This window comes from Sphingobium sp. 15-1, from assembly GCF_013375535.1.
Lineage (GTDB): Bacteria > Pseudomonadota > Alphaproteobacteria > Sphingomonadales > Sphingomonadaceae > Sphingobium > Sphingobium aromaticivastans.
The window spans coordinates 487,738-504,650 of record NZ_JABXJG010000001.1; the positions used below are offsets into that span (position 1 = coordinate 487,738).

Annotated in this window: 13 protein-coding genes; 7 read left to right on the plus strand and 6 right to left on the minus strand. The window is 63.9% G+C overall.

The annotated features are described in order from the left end of the window. Positions 1–152: 152 nt before the first annotated feature. From HUK72_RS02275 to HUK72_RS02285, 3 genes are all read right to left on the minus strand, one after another. On the minus strand, positions 153–2,492 hold the full coding sequence (locus HUK72_RS02275; RefSeq protein ID WP_176595349.1) for a TonB-dependent receptor: 2,340 nt from the start codon (positions 2,490–2,492) through the stop codon (positions 153–155). Positions 2,493–2,684: 192 nt separating this feature from the next. Then, complete coding sequence (gene chrA, locus HUK72_RS02280) at positions 2,685–4,076, minus strand: chromate efflux transporter (protein WP_176595350.1); 1,392 nt, start codon at positions 4,074–4,076, stop codon at positions 2,685–2,687. Beyond that, a complete protein-coding gene (locus tag HUK72_RS02285; protein WP_176595351.1) occupies positions 4,073–5,023 on the minus strand; it encodes a chromate resistance protein ChrB domain-containing protein in 951 nt (316 codons plus the stop codon). Before HUK72_RS02285 ends, chrA begins: the two co-directional genes overlap by 4 nt. A gap of 46 nt (positions 5,024–5,069) precedes the next feature. Here HUK72_RS02285 and HUK72_RS02290 point away from each other — a divergent pair, with 46 nt between their 5' ends. Continuing rightward, entirely contained in the window at positions 5,070–6,416 is a 1,347-nt protein-coding gene (locus HUK72_RS02290) for an alginate export family protein (protein WP_176595352.1), read from the plus strand. 199 nt (positions 6,417–6,615) lie between these two features. On the opposite strand, the gene HUK72_RS02295 is transcribed toward HUK72_RS02290, so the two are convergent. Both HUK72_RS02295 and HUK72_RS02300 read right to left on the minus strand, forming a co-directional pair. After that, positions 6,616–7,860: a DUF4010 domain-containing protein gene (locus HUK72_RS02295; RefSeq protein WP_176595353.1), complete on the minus strand. Its 1,245-nt coding sequence runs from the start codon at positions 7,858–7,860 to the stop codon at positions 6,616–6,618. A gap of 3 nt (positions 7,861–7,863) precedes the next feature. Continuing rightward, positions 7,864–8,865 carry a zinc-dependent alcohol dehydrogenase family protein gene (locus HUK72_RS02300; protein ID WP_218035895.1) on the minus strand — a complete coding sequence of 334 codons (1,002 nt, stop codon included), beginning with the start codon at positions 8,863–8,865 and terminating at the stop codon, positions 7,864–7,866. A gap of 324 nt (positions 8,866–9,189) precedes the next feature. Between HUK72_RS02300 and HUK72_RS02305 the strand changes: the two genes are divergently transcribed. The 5 genes from HUK72_RS02305 (at position 9,190) to HUK72_RS02325 (ending at position 15,493) form a co-directional block, all read left to right on the plus strand. Further along, positions 9,190–11,559 carry a TonB-dependent receptor gene (locus tag HUK72_RS02305; protein WP_176595354.1) on the plus strand — a complete coding sequence of 790 codons (2,370 nt, stop codon included), beginning with the start codon at positions 9,190–9,192 and terminating at the stop codon, positions 11,557–11,559. Beyond that, entirely contained in the window at positions 11,559–12,782 is a 1,224-nt protein-coding gene (locus HUK72_RS02310) for a dipeptidase (protein WP_176595355.1), read from the plus strand. The genes HUK72_RS02305 and HUK72_RS02310 overlap by 1 nt, the downstream gene beginning before the upstream one ends. Before the next feature lie 344 nt (positions 12,783–13,126). Then, on the plus strand, positions 13,127–13,456 hold the full coding sequence (locus tag HUK72_RS02315) for a helix-turn-helix domain-containing protein (protein ID WP_176595356.1): 330 nt from the start codon (positions 13,127–13,129) through the stop codon (positions 13,454–13,456). Then, positions 13,446–15,152: a SulP family inorganic anion transporter gene (locus HUK72_RS02320; RefSeq protein ID WP_176595357.1), complete on the plus strand. Its 1,707-nt coding sequence runs from the start codon at positions 13,446–13,448 to the stop codon at positions 15,150–15,152. The genes HUK72_RS02315 and HUK72_RS02320 overlap by 11 nt, the downstream gene beginning before the upstream one ends. 23 nt (positions 15,153–15,175) lie before the next feature. Further along, complete coding sequence (locus HUK72_RS02325; protein WP_176595358.1) at positions 15,176–15,493, plus strand: alkylphosphonate utilization protein; 318 nt, start codon at positions 15,176–15,178, stop codon at positions 15,491–15,493. Between the two features lie 200 nt (positions 15,494–15,693). Here the strand turns inward: HUK72_RS02325 and HUK72_RS02330 are convergent, their stop codons facing one another. After that, positions 15,694–15,858, minus strand: a complete 165-nt coding sequence (locus HUK72_RS02330; protein ID WP_176595359.1) for a hypothetical protein — start codon at positions 15,856–15,858, stop codon at positions 15,694–15,696. A 173-nt stretch (positions 15,859–16,031) separates the two neighbouring features. Between HUK72_RS02330 and purU the strand changes: the two genes are divergently transcribed. Continuing rightward, entirely contained in the window at positions 16,032–16,883 is an 852-nt protein-coding gene (gene purU, locus HUK72_RS02335; protein WP_176595360.1) for a formyltetrahydrofolate deformylase, read from the plus strand. Positions 16,884–16,913: the final 30 nt, after the last annotated feature.

Here is a 16,913-nt window from a genome sequence, read left to right on the forward strand (position 1 = left end):
ATCGTGCTCCTGCGAAGGCAGGAGCCCAGTCCTGCCGTCTGAACTGGGCTCCTGCCTTCGCAGGAGCACGGAAGGCAAAAAGGGCGCCGGGAAATCCTCCCGGCGCCCTTTTCTTTTAACGAAAGGCCGGGGACCACCCGGCCTCCCTCCCATCAGAAGCGGAACAGCGCCGCCACGCCCGCCGTACGCGGATCGGCCCAGGCCACGGTATCGCCGGTCACGCCCTGCGCCGCATTGGCGGCGGGCAGCGAATGGTTGAGATAGCGCACGTCGAACAGATTGTTGATGAAGCCTGTGACGCTGAGCTTCTCGTTCGGCGTCGTGTAGGTGGCGCGGATATTGGTCAGCGTATAGGGCTTTTGCGCCAGATAATAGCGGTTCACCGTGTCCTGCGGCGTCACATAATAATATTGCCGCGACTGGTACCGCGCATCTGCCGCCAGTTCCAACGTGCCCAGTTCCGCCAGCGGGAAGGTGTAGGAACCGCCGACATTCAGTGTGACCTTGGGAGAGCGGACGAATTGCGCGCCCGCCAAATTGGCGCCCCCATTCAGCACCTGGAATTTCTTATATTCCGTGTCCAGCAGGCCCAGCGCCGCATTGAACTTCAGCCCCTCGACCGGCGCCAGCGCCAGTTCGAACTCCGCGCCGTCGACCTTCGCCTTCTCCGCATTCTGGAGGTAGGATACGGTCGCGCCGCCGACGGCACCCGGATTGGGGCCGACGACATTCACCTGCACATCCTTATAATCATAATGGAAGGCCGTGGCGTTGAAGGTCAGCAGCCCATCGAACCAGCTCGACTTGTAGCCAATTTCATAGGCATCCAGCTTCTCCGGTCGCACGGCCGTTAGTGCTACGGGCAGGGTCGCGGCGGTGTTGAAGCCACCCGACTTCACCCCATGCGAGAATTTCGCGTAGATCAGATTGTCGCGGTCGATGTTCCAGGACGGTGTCACATCATAGGTGAAGGCGTCCCATGTGCGCTTGAGATCATTGCTGAAGGTGCCCGCGCCGCCGATGCTGCCGGTATAGCTGTTCCACCATTGGGCATAGTTGCTCCAGGTGAAGACCGCGCCCGGCGTCGTTGCGGCCGGCGAAGCCCGGCGGTCGAAGTCCAGCGTCTTCGTCTCCCGCGTCCAGCGCCCGCCCAGCGTCAGCTTGAGTGCGTCGGTGAAGCGGAAGGTCGTGCTGCCGAACACCGCGCCGCTCTCGGCCTTGTGATGATAGGCTGTGTTGCTGAAAGCGAGCGAGGGCGCAGGCGTGATCGTCCGTGCAGGGATCGCTGACTGCGGTAGAGTGGCGGAGAAGGCGTTCGACCGGATCTTCTCGTTGAAATAGAAGGCGCCGACGATCCAGCTTAGCCGGTCCTCGCCGGAGGAAGCCAGCCGCAATTCCTGCGTCCACTGGCTGGAGCGCGCCTGCGTATAGCTGCGCGAGATTTCCAGCGGCGTATAGTCGGTGTCGCCCGCGCCCTTCGTGGTGAACCGCTCATAGCCCGCGATCCAGGTCAGCGCCGCGTTGCCCAGGTCCCAGTCGACATGCAGCGACCCGCCAAACTGCTTGTTGCGGCTATATTCGGGCGCGTTTGTGCTGATGTCGTTGATGTCGGTCGACGGCGCATAGCCGTTGCGCACCACGCCGCTGGGAAGGTAGCTGGCCGTCGTCCAATAGGTGCCGTTGGTGTCATAATCGCGATAATGGACGCTGAGCAGCGCTTGCAGATTGTCGGTCGGCTTGGCCAGCAACTGGCCCCGGATCACATTGTCCTTGATCTCGTTCGACTTGTTGCCGGTGTAGAGATTGTCGAACCGCCCGCCGCGATCGTCGAAGCGGAAGGATACGCGCGCCGCCAGTTTGTCGTCGACCAAAGTGGTGCCGATGCCGCCTTCCGCGATCTTGTTGTCGAAGCTGCCATATTCCAGCTTCACATAATTATCGTCCTGGCCGTTCAGCGACGGACGCTTGGAAATGATGTTGACCGCGCCGCCGGTGGTGTTCTTGCCCCAGAGCGTGCCCTGCGGGCCGCGCAGCACTTCCACCCGCTCCAGGTCGAACAGCGGCAGGCCGGTGGCGCTGCTGTTGCTGATATAGACATCGTCCAGATAGAAGCCGACCGGATTGGCGAGGTCGAGCTGCTGCTGGCCTGCGCCGACGCCACGAATCCACCAGCGCGGGCGGCCATGCTGCTGCGTGCCCGCGGAGGCGTTGGGGACATAGTTCAGCACCTCATTGGCGGAACGGCCGAGGCCACCGACGCTGAACAGATCCTTGTCGAAGGCGGTGACGGCGACCGGCACGTCCTGCAACCGTTCCTCGCGACGCTGGGCAGTGACGACGATGCCGGCCCCGGCCTCCGCGTCCACCACTTCGGCAGGGACGGGGAGCGTTTCGCCGGCATGGGCGCCGGTCGCGTGCGCCGCCGCGAGCAGGGCGAGCGCGCTTGCGCCAAGGGCACGGCGGAGCCGCGATGGATTGCTGATATTGGACAAGGAGATTCCCCCGGTTGTTGAAACTTGTCCGCGTTGCGCGGATCGGACGGGGGAACAGATGCAAAGCCTATGCCATTATCATAAGATGTTGTTTTTCTGTGATCTTATGTCCGCTAGGGTTCGAGAGGTGGTTGAAATTGCACAGCGGGTCACGGCGCTGCTGTTATCTCCGCAGCAGCCCGGAGCTGCCGTTCAGACGATGAGGATATAAGCCGCGCCGAGGGCCGCGCATGTCCCCAGCACGGGCAGCACGCCGATCTTGAACCGGAACACCGCGATCATCGCGCCGATCGACAGCAGCAGGGCGGGAATATTGACGCTGGACAGCACTGGCAGGTCCACTCCCGCGATCCGCTGGACCTGCCCGAACAGGGTGTGGATCGCGAACCAGATGGCGAGATTGAGGATCACGCCGACGACGGCGGCGGTGATGGCGGTCAGCGCCGCCGACAGCGCCGGATTGCCGCGCAGCCGCTCGATGAAGGGCGCCCCCGCGAAAATCCAGAGGAAGCAGGGGACGAAGGTGACCCAGGTGGTGAGGATCGCGCCCAGCGTTGCGGCGATCAGCGGATGCAGCACCCCGGAATCGCGGAAGGCGGCGAGGAACCCCACAAATTGCGTCACCATGATCAGCGGCCCCGGCGTCGTTTCCGCCATGCCCAGGCCATCGAGCATTTCGCCGGGTTTGAGCCAGCCGAAGGTGCCGACCGCCTCCTGCGCGACATAGGCGAGCACGGCATAGGCGCCGCCGAAGGTGACGACCGCCATCTGGCTGAAGAAGCTGGCGATATGGGTGAACACATTGTCCGGTCCCAGGGTCAGGAACAGCGCCAGCACCGGCCCCAGCCACAACAGCAGGAACACGGCCGAGATGCGCAGCGACCAGCCCGGATGGGGGCGGGCATGGTCGGGCAATTGCTCGCCCAACGCGGTGTCGCGGTCATGGACGACATCGCCGCCTGCCGGGCCATGGCCGCCGCCGCCCCGGAACGCCGCGACGCCGCTCCGTCCGCCGATGAAACCGGCGAGACCCGCCGCCAATACGATCAGCGGGAAGGGCGCGCCGAGGAAGAAGATCGCCACGAAGGCGGCGGCGGCGATCCCGCGCATGACATTGTTCTTCAGCGCCCGCGATCCGACCCGGACCACCGCCTGCATCACGATCGCCAGCACCGCCGCCTTCAGGCCGAAGAACAGCCCTTCGATGAGTTGCACATGGCCCAGCAGGACATAGATGTAGCTAAGGCCCAATATGGCGAGGAAGCCGGGCAGCACGAACAATATGCCCGCGATCAGCCCGCCTTTGGTCTTGTGCAGCAGCCAGCCGATATAGATGGCGAGTTGCTGCGCCTCCGGTCCCGGCAGCAGCATGCAATAGTTGAGCGCGTGGAGGAAGCGTTCCTCCCCGATCCAGCGCTTTTCCTCGACCAGCAGGCGATGCATGACCGCGATCTGCCCGGCCGGGCCGCCGAAGCTGAGCGCCGCGATCCGCGCCCACACGCGCGTCGCTTCGCCCAGAGAAATGCCATGGTCGCCGCCGGACGGGGAGGCTGCGGAAGGGGTGGAGGATGCGCTGGCCGTCATCGGTCCGTCTTTCTGTTGCTGAAAAAGGCGTGAAACTGGTTCAGGGCGTCGCTCGCCATGGCGATGCGCTGGAGGTCGTCGTCGGTCGAGGCGCAGACGCCGGACAATATGGCGCTGAGTCCCGGCGTTTCGGGACGGGCGAACTTGCCGTCGCCAATGTCGAGATCATGGATGATCTCCCCGATCGCGACCAGCGCGGGATCGTCCAGCAAGCCCGCCCGCAGCAGCAATGTCTCGAAGCTGCACCGGTCGCCCTCATGGGTGAATTCGGCATCGGCCATGTCGAAGCGCAGCTCGCTCTCCGCCGGATCATGATGGCGGCTGTCGACGAATGTGAAACGCGCGCCGGGATCGATGAAGCGCCGGATCAGCCAGGCGCAGGCGATGCGATCGACATGGACGCCGCTGCGCGTCACCCAGATTTTGCCCGTCAGATCATCCGCCTCGATCCCCTCCGCCGGATCGGCGCGGCTGACGTCCGGATGTTGGTAGCGCTGGCGGTCCAGCTCCGCGAGCGCGGCCTCCGCCTCCTGCCGCCCATGCGCGCCGAAGAAATCGAGTCGACCAATGTCCTCAAGCCGTTTCTGCAACCGGGCGATGTCCGGTCCGCCGGCGGGGCCGGTTTCCAGCAGGCGGCGGGCGGTCTGCGCGATCTCCTCATAATCGGCGTTGCGGGCGGTGTCGAACAGGGCGCGGACGTCGCCGTCCGACTGGCCGGCCAGCAGATGCGCCTCGATCAAGATCGCCTCGCCGCTATTGGCGGTGATCTCCGCCATGAGGCTCTGGAAGGCGGCGGCCGCCTCCGCCGAATGGGGCAGGACATGGACCGCGTTCTTGAGCGGCACCGCGCCGATCGCCTGCAGCCGCCGCCAGATCTTGACGCGCAGATAGGGCGGTTTCGCGGGAAGCTGATGTAGCAGGGCAAACCAGGGGGTGGCGTTCGACATGATGCATATGTATCAAGGATAAGGATTCGAAGAAATAGGAATATCAATGAAGCGAACTTTCTCCCTTGGGATGATCGGCGCAACGGCGGCGCTTTGTGGAGCCGCGCCTGCATCGGCGGAGGATGACGGTCTTGCCCTCAGCGGCAGCGTGCGCCTGCGCTTTGAGGAGATTGAGGGGCAGCCCCGCGCCGGGTTCGATCGCGACGACAGCCTGTTCAACATCCGCACGCAGCTTCTGGCCGAATATCGGTCCGGCCCGTTCAGGCTGGGAGCGGAACTGTTCGACAGCCGGGCCTATGGCGCCGATCCCGGCACGCCGATCTCGACCAATGAGGTCAATGCGATGGAGCTGGTACAGGCCTATGTCGCGGGCGACATAGCCGAGCCGCTGGGCAAGGGCAGCAAGCTTGGCCTGATGGCGGGACGGTTCACGCTCAACCTTGGTTCCCGCCGCCTCGTCGCCGCCGACGATTACCGGAACACGACCAACGGCTACACCGGCCTGCGCGCCGATCTGACCGCGCCGCAGGGGGTGAAGGCGGTCTTCATCTACACCCTGCCGCAGCAACGGCGTCCCGACGGACCGGATGACGTTCGGAACAACCGGGTGAGGATTGATCATGAAGGCTTCGATCTGGTGCTGTGGGGCGGCATCGTCAGCAAGGCGAAGGCGCTTGGCCCCGCCATGATGGAACTGAGCTATTTCCACCTGGGCGAGCGCGACGAACCGGGGCGGCTTACGCGGGATCGGTCGCTCGATACCTTTGGCGGGCGGATCATCCGTGAACCGGAAACCGGCCGGTTCGACTATGAGGTCGAGGCCTTCTACCAGACCGGCCGGATCAGCGCATCGCTGGCGCCGACGGCGGCGCGGCAATCGGTCGGCGCCAGCTTCCTGCATGCCGATGCGGGCTACAGTTTCGCTGGCCCCTGGAAACCGCGTCTGTCGGTCGAATTCGACCGGGCGAGCGGCGACCGGAGGGGAGGGCGCTATGGCCGGTTCGACACGCTGTTCGGCATGCGCCGGGCGGATCTGGCCCCCGCAGGCCTGTACAACGCCGTGGCGCGGGCGAACATCATGACGCCAGGCATCAGGCTGGAGGCGACGCCGGACAAAAGATGGGACTGGTTCGCGGTCTATCGCGCCCTGTGGCTGGCGTCGCGAACGGACGCTTTTTCGACCACCGGGGTCAGGGATACCGCCGGACGGTCGGGCAGTTTCGCCGGGCATCAGATGGAGGCGCGCCTGCGCTATTGGGTGGTGCCTTCGCGCCTGCGCTTCGAATTTGACGGGCTGCTGCTCGCCAAGGGGCGGTTTCTGCGGGACGCGCCCAATGCGCCAGCGGGAAAATGGACGCGCTACAGCTCGTTCAACTTGACCGCCAGTTTCTAGGTCCAATCGACATTTGGCTTAAAAATATAAGCGACGTCATGCTGAACTTGTTTCAGCATCCATTTCTCCCCAGGAGCCATAAGCGTGTAGAGGCACAATGGATGCTGAGCCGCAGGCCAACGCAGTTAAACAAGTTCAGCATGACGATTTGAAATGAAGGTGGTGCCAATCGCGCGAAATAGCTGAATGTCGATTGGCCCTAGATTGCAGCCCAGCCCGCAAGGCTGACGGCCGCCGCCGTCAGAGCCGCGAGCAGCGGCAATGCCGCCCTGATCCCGCCATGCCCCCAGCCGATGACCATCGTCATGACCGCCTTGGCAAGCGTGTTGGCGAGGACCGCGCTCCCCAGGATCAGTCCGGCGGCGCGATCATCGAGCAGGCCGGGCGGCAGCCCCGCCATGGTCATGACCGCCGCGTCGACGTCCGACATGCCGGTCAGCGTCAGGACGACCGCCATGCCTTGCTGCCCGAAATGCACCAGCGCCCAACGGGCGGCGAGCGACAATCCCGCCACGATGGCGGCCAGCATCAGCGCCGGTCCAAAGCCGAGCGGATTGGCGACTCCCATGCCGTCGCCCCCTTCGCCCTGGCGGCGCCAGGCGATCAGGGCGAAGGCCACGGCCACCAGCGTCGCGGGCGCCATGGTCAGCGCCAGAAAGGGGACGCCGCGCGGGATGAGGACGAGCGCCACCAGTTGGACTCGCACGAACATGACGATGGAAGCCACCGCTATGCCGGCCGACAGGATGGTTCGCGCCTCCGGCTCGTCGCGCAACCGCCGCGCATAATCGGCGGTGACCGCCGTGGAGGAGACGATCGCGCCAGTCAGCGCCACCAGCAGGATTCCCCGCTCTCGCCCGAAACGCCGCGACAAGGCATAGCCCGCGAAGGACAGGCCCATCACGAACACCACCACCATCCATATCTTGCGGGGGTTCCAGGCGTCATAGGGGCCATAGGCGGCATCCGGCAGCAACGGCAGGATGATGAGGGCGACCAGCAGGAAGCGGGATACGCTTTCGATCTCGCTCTCGTCCATGCCCCTCAGCATGGCGTGCATCGATTGCCGCGCGCTCAATATCGCGAAGGTGGCCGCCCCCATGCCAAGGCCGAGCGCGGGCGAAAGGCGCGTGGCGCAGAAGCTCGCGCCAAAGGTCAGGAGGCCCGCCAGCGTGGTCGTGGCCGACAGATGATCCTGATCGGCGGCGCGGAAATAGCCGACGGCAAGGATGACGACGACTCCCGCGCCCAGCGTGGCGGCGATGATGTCCGGCGCCAGCCCGCCCATGCCGCCCAGCAGCCCGATCAGGCCGAAGGTGCGAAAGCCGGCGACCCTGCGGCCTTTGCCAAGCTCGCGCTGGGTCCAGCCGCGCTCGAGCCCGACCAGCAATCCGATCGCGATGGCGGCGATCATGGACAGATAGGGCTGGCCGATGTCGGGCATGCCCTATGCGGCCCGTGGCGGCACGATCACGGCGGCGCCCTTCACCTTGCCGGTCCGCAAGCGCTGGAGCGCTTCATCGGCATCCTCCAACGCGAAGCTTTCCGTCACGGTGCGCAACGCGATCCGCCCCGCCAGTTCGAAGAAGGAAGTACCGTCCTCCCGGGTCAGGTTAGCGACGGAGAGCAGCGCCCTCTCTTCCCACAGATCGGCATAGGGGAAGGAGGGGATGTCGCTCATATGGATGCCCGCGCACACCACCCGGCCGCCCTTGCGCACGGCGCGCAGGGCCAGGGGGACGAGATCGCCCACGGGCGCGAAGATCAGCGCGGCGTCCAGCGGCTCCGGCGCGGCCTGCGACGAACCGCCCGCCCAGGCGCAGCCCAGCGACCGGGCGAAAGCCCGCCCCTCCTCGTCGCCATCCTTGGTGAAGGCATGGACGGTGCGGCCCTGGGCCTGCGCGACCTGCGCCACTATATGCGCCGCCGCCCCGAAGCCGTAGAGTCCGATCACGGGCGCTTCCCCCGCCAGCCGCAAGGCCCGCCAGCCGATGAGACCGGCGCAAAGCAGCGGTGCGGCCTCCACGTCCGAAAAGCGGTCTGGCAGGATGAAGCAATAGCGCGCATCGGCAATCGCATGGGTCGCATAGCCGCCATCGCGCGTCGCGCCGGTGAAGAGAGGCGCGTCGCAGAGATTTTCGCGATTCCCCCGGCAATAGGCGCATTGGCCGCATGTATGTCCCAGCCAGGGAATGCCGACCCGTTGGCCGATGGCGAAGCCGTCCACGCCTGGCCCGATCGCGGCGACCCGGCCGACAATCTCATGGCCCGGTATGATCGGATAATGGGCGGGAATTTCGCCGTCCAGCACATGCAGGTCGGTCCGACACACGCCGCAGGCGGTGACTTTGACGAGCAGTTCCCCGGTGCCCGGTTCAGGCACGGCGCGCACGATCTTCTCCAGCGGCCGGCAGGGCGCGCCGATCTGCATGGCGACCATATGTGTCATCGGAAGCCCTCCTGTTCCGCCCATATCCATAGATCATATCATGGCCGAAAGAGTCCGTACTTATCCTGATGGGCTGATGAGCGCAGCCCGTTGACATTTCCAGCGGCCGCGACCGATCAGGAAATTCGTTACGGGTTGAGAATTACTCGTTTGCCGCTGGCGGATTTTCACCGGCATTTCGTTTCACAAGAAAACTGAGAAATCGGCTGGATGCAGCGATGCGTCCGGCTTGTCCGTCTTGTGGAGAGAGATGTGGCGGCCATTGCCCGGCGCACGCCTGAACGGCCCATAACTGCCCGGAAAGGGCCGAACAGGGAGCCATTTATGCAGAAATTCTCGTCCATTCGCCGTGCCGCGCTGCTGCTGTCATGCTGTATCGGCGCCGTATCCCCTCATGCCTGGGCGCAGGAGCCGGCTGCGGAAGACGACGCTGGCACGATCACCGTCACCGGCCGCCGCATATCCCAATCGTCGGAGGCCATTGGCGAGGACAAGGTGAGCAATGTCGTGGCGATCACGCGCGAAGCCTTGCTGTCGGCGCCATCGGGTATTTCCGGCCTGAAGATGCTGGAGCAACTACCCGGCTTCAACGTGCAGACCGACGGCGCGCTTGGCCTTTACGAATTCGGCAACAGCGTCCAGACCCGCGCCTTCAACCTCGACCAGATCGGCTTCGTGGTCGACGGCATTCCGACCGGCCGCAGCGACGCCTTCGGCGGCAGCCCGGTCTTCCGCTATGTGGACAATGAGAATCTGGGCGTGGTGGAGGCCGCTGTCGGGGCCGGGGACGTCGGCCTGCCCAGCTATTCGACGCTCGGCCCGGTGGTGCAATATAACAGCATCGCGCCGCAGGATGAGATGGGCCTGTTCGTGTCGCAGAGCTTTGGCGATTTCGGCATGAAGCGCACCTTCATCCGCGCCAGCACCGGGCGGGTCGGCCCGTTCAAGGCCTATGTCAGCCGCACCAAGCTGGATAGCGACTTGTGGCGCGGCCCGGGATCGGTCGACCGCGAACATTGGGAAGGACAGATCCACGCCGATCTGGGCGGCGACAGCTGGGCGCGCTTCAAATTCGTGTCGAACGACTTTTTCGACTATGACTCGCCCACCATCTCTCGCGCCCAATATAATTGCACGGTGAAAAGCGTGGTCGGCGCCTGCGGCCGCGATTTCGCCTATATCGAGAATGTGCCGAACACCACGCCCGGCTTCGCGCCGACGACCGCAGGCGTCTATTATTCCAACAATAATTATGCGCAGGTCTACAACCTCGCGATCAACGTGCGGAAGGACAAGCTGTATGGCGCGACTTTCCACGCGGGCATAGCGGATGGCGTCTGGGCTGAATCGACGCTCTATTGGGAGGATAAGGGCGGTTATGGCGTGTCGCCTGACACCTATTCCAACTCCTTGACCCGCTACAATGCCCAGGTTGCCGTCGGCCTGCCGGTCACCCGGCCCAAGGGGGTCGAGTTCGGCCGCTCCGGCGTCGGCGGCGACCGCTACGGCATCACCACCAAGCTGCACTGGGAAATGGGCGCCAACACGGTCGAGGCGGGCGTCTGGGCGGAGGTCGACAAATATCACCGCACCCAGGCCCGCTACAACACGGTCGATGGCGCGCCAGATGGCGAACCCAATCTGGACGAGCTGGTCTATCTGCGCCGCGACTATCATTCCCAGCGTGACACGCTTCAGGTCTTCCTGAAGGACACGCTGAAGCTGGCGGACGAGCGCCTGGTGCTGGACTTCGGCTTCAAAGGGCTGATGCTCGACTATCGCTATAATGGCTATCGCGACTTCGACGATTATTACCGGATCGTCGGCGGCGTGGCGCGCGCGGGCTATGGCCCGAGCATCAACACCGCCCATTATAACGACATGTTCCTGCCGATGGCGGGCCTGCTCTACAAGATCGACGAGCGCACCCAGATGTTTGCCTCCTATGCGGAGAATATGGCGCTGCCCAAGGGGATGGACGACATCTACTCGGTCATCCGCCCTGGCGGCCTGCGGGTGCCGCAGCCGGATGCCGAACGTTCGCAGAATATGGAAATCGGCATCCGCACCAATCAGGGGCAACTCTACGCCTCGCTCGCGGGCTTCTACACCAAGTTCAAGAACCGTATCCAGTCGATCACGACCATCCTGCCGGGCAGCGGCGGCGCCGCGACCGAGACATTCTATCAGAATGTCGGGCGGGTGCGGGCCTATGGCGCGGAGTTCAGCGGCACTTACAAGCCGTCCTTCCTGAACGGCCTTGCCTATGGCAACCTCAACGTCACCTACAACAACGCCAAGTTCCAGGATGACATTCCGGCCGCCACGCCGATCCTGATCGCGGACAAATATATTCCCGACAGCGCGAAATGGATCGTCAGCGGCGGCGTGACGGTCGAACCGGCAAGCTGGCTGGTCGCCAACGTCTCGGGCAAATATACCGGCAAGCGCTGGTCGACCTTCACCAATCAGGCGGGATCGAGCGTGCCGGGCTTCACCGTGTTCAACGCCTATGTCGACATTGGCGACGGCTGGAGCTTCGGCCCGGTCAAGAGCGTCAAGGCGCGGTTCAACGTCGATAATATCTTCGACAAGGACAGATTGTCCTATATCTCCTCCTCCGTGACCGGCGACGGCTTCTTCCGGCCGCTGTCGCCGCGCACGTTCCAGTTCACCATTTCGGGCGAGATTTGATGCGGAAAAGGATGATGGCGGGGGCGGCGCTGATGGCGCTGCTCCCGATGGCGGCACCAGCGCAGGAGGTGCCGAAGAAGATCTACCAGCTTCACCAGAAATTGCTGACGCTCGACAGCCATCTCGATACGCCCGCCTCGCTGGACTTGCCCGGCTGGTCGATCGAGGAGGAGCATGGGGTACATAGCGACTATACCCAGGTCGACCTGCCGCGCATGAAGAAGGGCGGCCTCGACGGCGGTTTCTTTGCGATCTACACGCCACAGGGGCCGCTGACCGAGGAGGGGTTCCGCAAATCGCGCGACTTCGCTCTGCTGCGCGGCGTGTCGATCCGGGAGATGGTGGCGGCGGACCCGGCGAATTTCACGCTGGCGCTGGAGGCGAAGGACGCCGCGAAGATCGCGGCCTCGGGCAAGCGGGTCGTCTTCATGTCGATCGAGAACGCCTATCCGTTGGGCGAGGACGTGTCGCTGCTCAAGACCTTCTACGATATGGGCGTGCGCGTGTCGGGCTTCGCTCATTTCGCGCATAACCAGTTTGCCGACAGCTCGACCGATCCGTCGAAGAAGCCGCGCTATGGCGGCCTTAGCCCGCTGGGCAAGGAATTGCTCAAGGAAATGAACCGGCTCGGCATCGTGCCGGACGCGTCGCACAGCAGCGACCAGGTACTGGACGATCTGCTGGCGCTTTCCACCTCGCCGGTCCTGCTGACCCATTCGGGATGCAAGGCGGTCTATGACCATCCGCGCAATATCGACGACGATCATCTGAAGGCGCTGGCGGCCAAGGGCGGGGTCATTCAGATGAACGCCTATGGCGCCTATCTGCGCGCCTCCAAGCCCAATCCGCAGCGGCAGGAGGCGCTGAAGGCGCTGTTCGGCCAGTTGCGCGAGGACGCCAAGCTGACGCCGGAAAAACGCGCCGAACTGCTGGTGAAGCGGCAGGAGATCGACCGGCTCTATCCCGAGACGGACCGGGCGACCTTCGACGATTTCATGGCGCATATGCTCCATGCCTTGAAGGTGGTCGGGCCGGATCATGTCGGCATCGGCGCCGACTGGGACGGCGGCGGCGGCGTGGCCGGCCTGGAGGATGTGCTCGACCTGCCCAAAATCACCGCCGCCCTGCTCAAGGCGGGCTATAGCGAGGCGGACGTCCAGAAGATCTGGTCGGGCAATGTCCTTCGGGTTCTCGCCGCCGCTGAAGCAGCCAAGGGGTCGTAAGAGCGACGGGTCGCAACAGGGGCCGCCTGGATGGCGGTCCCTGTCCCATGATGACGGTTGGGAACCGTCAGTCCGGCTTTGTCCTGCGGCCGGAAATATGGCGGGACAATTCCAGGCCGTATTCTTCGGCCAACTTTCCCGGACGTTGCCACGGGCGGTCCTCTGCACTCGCCTGCAATGTCCGTTGCGAACCTCGACCCGGAAATTTCGCAATCTTGCGCAGATGCGCCATCGAGGATGCCGACGGTGCCTTCCAACCTGTCTGAACCGATGGCCGGCTGGTCAAGCTGCAAAATATGAATCTTATAATTGCAATCTGATATATTATATATCAAAAGTCCACTATGATCACCTCGCAACAGATGCGCGCCGCCCGCGCTCTTCTCGGCATCGACCAGCGGCAGCTCGCCGCGCTGGCCGGCGTATCGCTGCCGACGATCCAACGGATGGAAGCCTCCGACGGGCAGGTCCGCAGCGTCGTCGACACGCTGGTGAAGGTCATCAACGCGCTCGAAAGGGCGGGGGTGGAGATCATCGGTGAGAATGCAGGCTCTCACGGAATCGGGCGCGGGGTCCGTTTGAAGGAGACCGCCGCGGGCATGCAGCCCCGGCGCACGCTTTCGATGCTGTTCGATCAGGCGGGACTGCCAGCGGGCGAAGACGATGCATCGTGATGCGCGGCTTGCCGCCTTCACCCCCAAGCTCTTTACCATCATCGGCACAGGCTATTCGATCGGCAGTTTCCGCCGGGATGTCGTCGCCGGGCTGACGGTCGCGATCGTCGCCCTGCCGCTCGCCATGGCCTTGGCGATCGCGAGTGGGGCGTCGCCGGACAAGGGGCTCGTCACGTCCGTCGTCGCGGGTTTCCTGATCTCGGCCCTGGGCGGTTCGCGGGTGCAGGTCGGCGGCCCTACAGGCGCCTTTGTGGTGGTCGTCTTCAACGTCATCGCGCAACATGGCTATGACGGCCTGCTGCTGGCCACGCTGATGGCAGGGCTGATATTGATCGCCGCGGGCTATTCGGGCCTTGGCAGTCTCGTGCGGTTCATCCCCCAACCGGTGGTGATCGGCTTCACCGCGGGCATCGCGGTCATCATCGCGTCCAGTCAGGTGAAGGATTTCCTCGGGCTGTCGATGCAGAGCGTACCGGCGGATTTCATCCCCAAATGGCAGGCTTATGGGGATGCACTGGGCAGCGTCCGTCCCGACACGCTGATGGTCGGCATCGGATCGCTGGCGCTGATCGTCGTCCTGCGGCTATGGGCGCCGCGACTCCCGGCTTTTCTGATCGCGATCGTGGCGGCCGCCCTTCTGGCGGCGCTGCTGCACCTTCCGGTCGCGACGATCGGATCGCGCTTTCCGGACCTGCCGGCTGGGTTGCCCGCCCCGGCCTTGCCCGACATGTCGCTCGCCAAATTGCAGTCGGTCATGTCCTCCGCCTTCGTCATCGCCTTTCTCGCCGGAATAGAGGCGCTTCTTTCGGCGGTCGTGGCTGATGGCATGATCGGTTCCCGGCATCGGTCGAACCAGGAACTGGTTGGCCAGGGCGTGGCCAATCTGGCCTCGGCCCTGTTCGGCGGCCTGCCCGCAACCGGGGCCATCGCGCGCACCGCGACCAACATCAAGGCCGGCGCCATCTCGCCCGTCGCGGGCATGATGCATGCGATATTCCTATTGCTGTTCATCCTGTTCGCGTCCGACCTCATGGCCTATGTGCCCCTGGCGGCGCTTGCGGCGATCCTGTTCATGGTCGCCTGGGGCATGAGCGAGCATCATCGCTTCCTGCAACTGCTCCGCATGCCCAATGGCGATCGCGGCCTGTTGCTGCTCACTTTCGGCCTCACGGTGCTGGTCGACCTCACGGTCGCGATCGGCGTGGGCGTGACGCTGGCCTCGCTCCTCTTCATGATGCGCATGAGCGGGACGGTGGAGATTGCCAGCGACAAGGATCGCCCTGCGCGGGCCGAGGAGGAGGAAGAGGAGGATATTCATCAGCGCGACGCGCTTCCCGATGGCGTCGAGATATTCCGGATCGACGGACCGGTCTTCTTCGGCGTCGCGAACGAACTGTTGGACACGCTGCGCCGGATCGGCCCCGCGCCGAAAGTCATCATCCTGCGGATGCGGCGCGTCCCGCTGCTCGACGCCAGCGGCGTGACCGCCATAGAGGACATCGTCCGCCAAGCGGCATCCACGGGCACGCAGATCATCCTTTCCGGCGTGCAGACGCAGCCAAAGGCGATGCTGGAGCGTGTTTCGCTGGGACCGGCAAGCCCCCGGGTCATCCATAGCGACGACTTCCCCGAAGCGCTGCGCATCGCCGCAGCCATCACCGACGCGCCCGTGGCGAGCGGCGGCCGTCTCAATTGACCATCAACGATCTGGATTACGCCATGACCGACACGAACGACGACTATGTCTATGATGAAGCCTCCGGCGAGTGGCTGCCCGCTGCGGAAGCCGCTGCCAAAGCGTCCGCCGCGGAGGAAGTGGAGGTGCGGGATTCCGAGGGCAATCTGCTCGCGGACGGCGACAGCGTGATCACGATCAGGGATCTCAAGGTCAAGGGCGCAGGCCAGACGCTTCGCAAGGGCACGGTGATCAAATCGATCCGCCTCACCGGCGACCCGCAGGAAGTCGATTGCCGTTATGAAGCGATCAAGGGACTGGTCCTGCGCGCGGAGTTCCTGCGCAAACAGAATCGCCGTTAGGCGGAGGGCAGATGGCGGGAGATTTTGGTGACCCCTACGGTCACGCAGTAATCGCGGCAAGGTATTGATTTAACGTCGAAACTTGTTTTTGACGCTGCGTTTATACCATCACATGTGCCAACTGTCCATCGGGATTGTGTGAAACTGAATGGTGTTTCGTGGGCTAATGAAGCGGTTCGATCATCTGCAAAACACTACCGCTATTCTGCGCCATTGTTGGCGCCGGACAAATCGCAGTTGCCGTAGAAACCCATCTTCTTGTGTCGATAATCGAGCAGCAGTTTCAACTTCATTGCGGCAAGCAGCTTGTTGCCGACATTGGCGACGCGGGTATCTATCGAGCCGAGATCGGCATACGTGCTCATGGGGGTGCCCGGCGGAAGCGCGAACGGACCGAAACCGATCGGCGCGTCAAATTGCAGAACACGGCTCCGTATCGTTGCACTTCTATCCTTTCGGCGGGCTCGACAATGCCATCGACTGGATCGCCGCGCGGCGGGTCTGACCCGCCCGCGCCCGCCTTCTGCCGGAGCATCCAATGCCGTCTACCTGCATTCTCAGCCTGTCCTGCCCCGATCGCGCCTGCCTAGTCGCGCGCGTCGCTGGTCTGATCGCCGCCAACGGCGGCAACATTCCCGATGCCCAGCAATTCGATGATCGGCTGACTGAACGCTTCTTCATGCGCATCGAGTTCGATCCGGCCGCGATGACGGTGGATGCCTGGCGCAATGCGTTTTCCCCGTTGGGCGCTGAACTCGGCATGGACTGGAGGCTGCGGTGCGGCGCAGCACCGATGAAGGTCCTGCTGATGGTGAGCAAGTTCGATCACTGTCTTGGCGATCTGCTCTACCGTCACCGTATCGGGGAATTGAATATGGAGGTGGTGGGCATCGTTGGCAACCACCCCAAAACGGCTCTGTCGATCCCGGTTCCCGAAGACCTTGCCTATCGCCACTTCCCGGTCACACGTGATACGAGGGCCGAACAGGAAGCGCGCATCCGCGACGTTGTAACCGAAACCGGTGCGGAACTGGTTATCCTAGCGAGATACATGCAGATTCTCTCAGACGAGATGGCGAGCTTCCTGTCGGGCCGCTGCATCAACATCCACCACAGTTTCCTGCCAGGTTTCAAGGGCGCCAAGCCCTACCACCAGGCGCATCAGCGCGGGGTCAAGATGATCGGCGCGACCGCACACTATGTGACCGCAGACCTCGAAGAGGGGCCGATCATCCATCAGGATGTCGAACGGTGTGACCACCGCGAAACCCCTGAGCAGCTTGTCGCCAAGGGGCGCGACGTTGAACGCCGCGTTCTTGCCCATGCGGTCAGGGCACATGTCGAGGATCGGGTGCTGCTCAACGGACATCGCACCGTGGTGTTCGACTGAGAGGCCATGCAAGCTTGGTCGTCAGCAACG